Below are 5,586 nucleotides of genomic sequence, written 5' to 3' on the forward strand. Positions count from 1 at the left end.
TTCGATCTTCTCGGTCGACAGCGGTGTAAAAGAGGTGTTGACAGCAGCGAGTAACGCTGTAGAATTCGCCTCCCGCTAACGAGAGATCGCAAGCTGCTGTAGAATGCGCGCCTCGGTTGAGACGAAAGATCTTAACCAACCGCTCTTTAACAACTGAATCAAGCAATTCGTGTGGGTGCTTGTGGAGTCAGACTGATAGTCAACAAGATTATCAGCATCACAAGTTACTCCGCGAGAAATCAAAGATGTAACCAACGATTGCTGAGCCAAGTTTAGGGTTTCTTAAAAACCCAAAGATGTTTGAACTGAAGAGTTTGATCATGGCTCAGATTGAACGCTGGCGGCAGGCCTAACACATGCAAGTCGAGCGGCAGCACGGGTACTTGTACCTGGTGGCGAGCGGCGGACGGGTGAGTAATGCCTAGGAATCTGCCTGGTAGTGGGGGATAACGCTCGGAAACGGACGCTAATACCGCATACGTCCTACGGGAGAAAGCAGGGGACCTTCGGGCCTTGCGCTATCAGATGAGCCTAGGTCGGATTAGCTAGTTGGTGAGGTAATGGCTCACCAAGGCGACGATCCGTAACTGGTCTGAGAGGATGATCAGTCACACTGGAACTGAGACACGGTCCAGACTCCTACGGGAGGCAGCAGTGGGGAATATTGGACAATGGGCGAAAGCCTGATCCAGCCATGCCGCGTGTGTGAAGAAGGTCTTCGGATTGTAAAGCACTTTAAGTTGGGAGGAAGGGCATTTACCTAATACGTAAGTGTTTTGACGTTACCGACAGAATAAGCACCGGCTAACTCTGTGCCAGCAGCCGCGGTAATACAGAGGGTGCAAGCGTTAATCGGAATTACTGGGCGTAAAGCGCGCGTAGGTGGTTTGTTAAGTTGGATGTGAAATCCCCGGGCTCAACCTGGGAACTGCATTCAAAACTGACAAGCTAGAGTATGGTAGAGGGTGGTGGAATTTCCTGTGTAGCGGTGAAATGCGTAGATATAGGAAGGAACACCAGTGGCGAAGGCGACCACCTGGACTGATACTGACACTGAGGTGCGAAAGCGTGGGGAGCAAACAGGATTAGATACCCTGGTAGTCCACGCCGTAAACGATGTCAACTAGCCGTTGGGAGCCTTGAGCTCTTAGTGGCGCAGCTAACGCATTAAGTTGACCGCCTGGGGAGTACGGCCGCAAGGTTAAAACTCAAATGAATTGACGGGGGCCCGCACAAGCGGTGGAGCATGTGGTTTAATTCGAAGCAACGCGAAGAACCTTACCAGGCCTTGACATCCAATGAACTTTCCAGAGATGGATTGGTGCCTTCGGGAACATTGAGACAGGTGCTGCATGGCTGTCGTCAGCTCGTGTCGTGAGATGTTGGGTTAAGTCCCGTAACGAGCGCAACCCTTGTCCTTAGTTACCAGCACGTAATGGTGGGCACTCTAAGGAGACTGCCGGTGACAAACCGGAGGAAGGTGGGGATGACGTCAAGTCATCATGGCCCTTACGGCCTGGGCTACACACGTGCTACAATGGTCGGTACAGAGGGTTGCCAAGCCGCGAGGTGGAGCTAATCCCAGAAAACCGATCGTAGTCCGGATCGCAGTCTGCAACTCGACTGCGTGAAGTCGGAATCGCTAGTAATCGCGAATCAGAATGTCGCGGTGAATACGTTCCCGGGCCTTGTACACACCGCCCGTCACACCATGGGAGTGGGTTGCACCAGAAGTAGCTAGTCTAACCTTCGGGAGGACGGTTACCACGGTGTGATTCATGACTGGGGTGAAGTCGTAACAAGGTAGCCGTAGGGGAACCTGCGGCTGGATCACCTCCTTAATCGACGACATCAGCTGCTCCATAAGTTCCCACACGAATTGCTTGATTCATTGAAGAAGACGATTTAGAAGCAGCCCGAAATTGGGTCTGTAGCTCAGTTGGTTAGAGCGCACCCCTGATAAGGGTGAGGTCGGCAGTTCGAATCTGCCCAGACCCACCAATTTTGTGTGGGAAACGCCTGTAGAGATACGGGGCCATAGCTCAGCTGGGAGAGCGCCTGCCTTGCACGCAGGAGGTCAACGGTTCGATCCCGTTTGGCTCCACCACTTACTGCTTCTGTTGTTAGAAAGCTTAGAAATGAGCATTCCATTGTGATGATGGTGAATGTTGATTTCTAGTCTTTGGCTAGATCGTTCTTTAAAAATTTGGGTATGTGATAGAAAGATAGACTGGACGTTACTTTCACTGGTAACGGATCAGGCTAAGGTAAAATTTGTGAGTTGCTCTTTATGAGCAAGAATCGAATTTTCGGCGAATGTCGTCTTCACAGTATAACCAGATTGCTTGGGGTTATATGGTCAAGTGAAGAAGCGCATACGGTGGATGCCTTGGCAGTCAGAGGCGATGAAAGACGTGGTAGCCTGCGAAAAGCTTCGGGGAGTCGGCAAACAGACTTTGATCCGGAGATGTCTGAATGGGGGAACCCAGCCATCATAAGATGGTTATCTTAAGCTGAATACATAGGCTTAAGAGGCGAACCAGGGGAACTGAAACATCTAAGTACCCTGAGGAAAAGAAATCAACCGAGATTCCCTTAGTAGTGGCGAGCGAACGGGGACTAGCCCTTAAGTGGCTTTGAGATTAGCGGAACGCTCTGGAAAGTGCGGCCATAGTGGGTGATAGCCCTGTACGCGAAAATCTCTTAGTCATGAAATCGAGTAGGACGGAGCACGAGAAACTTTGTCTGAATATGGGGGGACCATCCTCCAAGGCTAAATACTACTGACTGACCGATAGTGAACTAGTACCGTGAGGGAAAGGCGAAAAGAACCCCGGAGAGGGGAGTGAAATAGATCCTGAAACCGTATGCGTACAAGCAGTGGGAGCCCACTTTGTTGGGTGACTGCGTACCTTTTGTATAATGGGTCAGCGACTTATTTTCAGTGGCGAGCTTAACCGAATAGGGGAGGCGTAGCGAAAGCGAGTCTTAATAGGGCGTCTAGTCGCTGGGAATAGACCCGAAACCGGGCGATCTATCCATGGGCAGGTTGAAGGTTGGGTAACACTAACTGGAGGACCGAACCGACTACCGTTGAAAAGTTAGCGGATGACCTGTGGATCGGAGTGAAAGGCTAATCAAGCTCGGAGATAGCTGGTTCTCCTCGAAAGCTATTTAGGTAGCGCCTCATGTATCACTGTAGGGGGTAGAGCACTGTTTCGGCTAGGGGGTCATCCCGACTTACCAAACCGATGCAAACTCCGAATACCTACAAGTGCCGAGCATGGGAGACACACGGCGGGTGCTAACGTCCGTCGTGAAAAGGGAAACAACCCAGACCGTCAGCTAAGGTCCCAAAGTTATGGTTAAGTGGGAAACGATGTGGGAAGGCTTAGACAGCTAGGAGGTTGGCTTAGAAGCAGCCACCCTTTAAAGAAAGCGTAATAGCTCACTAGTCGAGTCGGCCTGCGCGGAAGATGTAACGGGGCTCAAACCATACACCGAAGCTACGGGTATCACTTAGGTGATGCGGTAGAGGAGCGTTCTGTAAGCCTGTGAAGGTGAGTTGAGAAGCTTGCTGGAGGTATCAGAAGTGCGAATGCTGACATGAGTAACGACAATGGGTGTGAAAAACACCCACGCCGAAAGACCAAGGTTTCCTGCGCAACGTTAATCGACGCAGGGTTAGTCGGTCCCTAAGGCGAGGCTGAAAAGCGTAGTCGATGGAAAACAGGTTAATATTCCTGTACTTCTGGTTATTGCGATGGAGGGACGGAGAAGGCTAGGCCAGCTTGGCGTTGGTTGTCCAAGTTTAAGGTGGTAGGCTGGAATCTTAGGTAAATCCGGGATTCTAAGGCCGAGAGCTGATGACGAGTTACCCTTTGGGTGACGAAGTGGTTGATGCCATGCTTCCAAGAAAAGCTTCTAAGCTTCAGGTAACCAGGAACCGTACCCCAAACCGACACAGGTGGTTGGGTAGAGAATACCAAGGCGCTTGAGAGAACTCGGGTGAAGGAACTAGGCAAAATGGCACCGTAACTTCGGGAGAAGGTGCGCCGGTGAGGGTGAAGCATTTACTGCGTAAGCCCATGCCGGTCGAAGATACCAGGCCGCTGCGACTGTTTATTAAAAACACAGCACTCTGCAAACACGAAAGTGGACGTATAGGGTGTGACGCCTGCCCGGTGCCGGAAGGTTAATTGATGGGGTTAGCTAACGCGAAGCTCTTGATCGAAGCCCCGGTAAACGGCGGCCGTAACTATAACGGTCCTAAGGTAGCGAAATTCCTTGTCGGGTAAGTTCCGACCTGCACGAATGGCGTAACGATGGCGGCGCTGTCTCCACCCGAGACTCAGTGAAATTGAAATCGCTGTGAAGATGCAGTGTATCCGCGGCTAGACGGAAAGACCCCGTGAACCTTTACTATAGCTTTGCACTGGACTTTGAATTTGCTTGTGTAGGATAGGTGGGAGGCTTTGAAGCGTGGACGCCAGTTCGCGTGGAGCCAACCTTGAAATACCACCCTGGCAACTTTGAGGTTCTAACTCAGGTCCGTTATCCGGATCGAGGACAGTGTATGGTGGGTAGTTTGACTGGGGCGGTCTCCTCCTAAAGAGTAACGGAGGAGTACGAAGGTGCGCTCAGACCGGTCGGAAATCGGTCGTAGAGTATAAAGGCAAAAGCGCGCTTGACTGCGAGACAGACACGTCGAGCAGGTACGAAAGTAGGTCTTAGTGATCCGGTGGTTCTGTATGGAAGGGCCATCGCTCAACGGATAAAAGGTACTCCGGGGATAACAGGCTGATACCGCCCAAGAGTTCATATCGACGGCGGTGTTTGGCACCTCGATGTCGGCTCATCACATCCTGGGGCTGAAGCCGGTCCCAAGGGTATGGCTGTTCGCCATTTAAAGTGGTACGCGAGCTGGGTTTAGAACGTCGTGAGACAGTTCGGTCCCTATCTGCCGTGGACGTTTGAGATTTGAGAGGGGCTGCTCCTAGTACGAGAGGACCGGAGTGGACGAACCTCTGGTGTTCCGGTTGTCACGCCAGTGGCATTGCCGGGTAGCTATGTTCGGAATAGATAACCGCTGAAAGCATCTAAGCGGGAAACTAGCCTCAAGATGAGATCTCACTGGGACCTTGAGTCCCCTGAAGGGCCGTCGAAGACTACGACGTTGATAGGTTGGGTGTGTAAGCGCTGTGAGGCGTTGAGCTAACCAATACTAATTGCCCGTGAGGCTTGACCATATAACACCCAAGCAATTTGCATGCTTCGAGCTAAAAAGCGAAAGAGCACCAGATTGCGGTGTGTGAAGACGAAACGAACCGAAAGTTCGAGATACTCACAAAACACCCAACTATCGCATACCCATTCGCTGGAGCGTGAACCTGAAAAGGCCCACGACCTGGCTACCGAATTTCTTGACGACCATAGAGCATTGGAACCACCTGATCCCATCCCGAACTCAGCAGTGAAACGATGCATCGCCGATGGTAGTGTGGGGTTTCCCCATGTGAGAGTAGGTCATCGTCAAGATTAAATTCCGAAACCCCTATCTGCGTATGCAGGTAGGGGTTTTGTTTT

The 5,586-nt window shown here is 51.5% G+C and carries 2 tRNA genes and 3 rRNA genes; all 5 read left to right on the top strand.

Features of this window, described 5'->3' with window-relative positions:
• Nucleotides 1–302: 302 nt before the first annotated feature.
• Nucleotides 303–1,841 (top strand): 16S ribosomal RNA (locus CUN63_RS15835).
• A gap of 83 nt (nucleotides 1,842–1,924) precedes the next feature.
• Nucleotides 1,925–2,001, top strand: a tRNA-Ile gene (locus CUN63_RS15840).
• 30 nt (nucleotides 2,002–2,031) lie between these two features.
• Nucleotides 2,032–2,107 (top strand) — tRNA-Ala (locus CUN63_RS15845).
• A gap of 250 nt (nucleotides 2,108–2,357) precedes the next feature.
• Nucleotides 2,358–5,249, top strand: a 23S ribosomal RNA gene (locus CUN63_RS15850).
• A gap of 173 nt (nucleotides 5,250–5,422) precedes the next feature.
• Nucleotides 5,423–5,538: ribosomal RNA gene (gene rrf, locus CUN63_RS15855) — 5S ribosomal RNA — on the top strand.
• Together the 16S, 23S and 5S rRNA genes with 2 tRNA genes alongside form the textbook arrangement of a ribosomal RNA operon.
• The last annotated feature ends 48 nt before the right edge of the window (nucleotides 5,539–5,586 follow it).

The organism is Pseudomonas sp. ACM7 (genome assembly GCF_004136015.1).
GTDB lineage: Bacteria > Pseudomonadota > Gammaproteobacteria > Pseudomonadales > Pseudomonadaceae > Aquipseudomonas > Aquipseudomonas frigoris.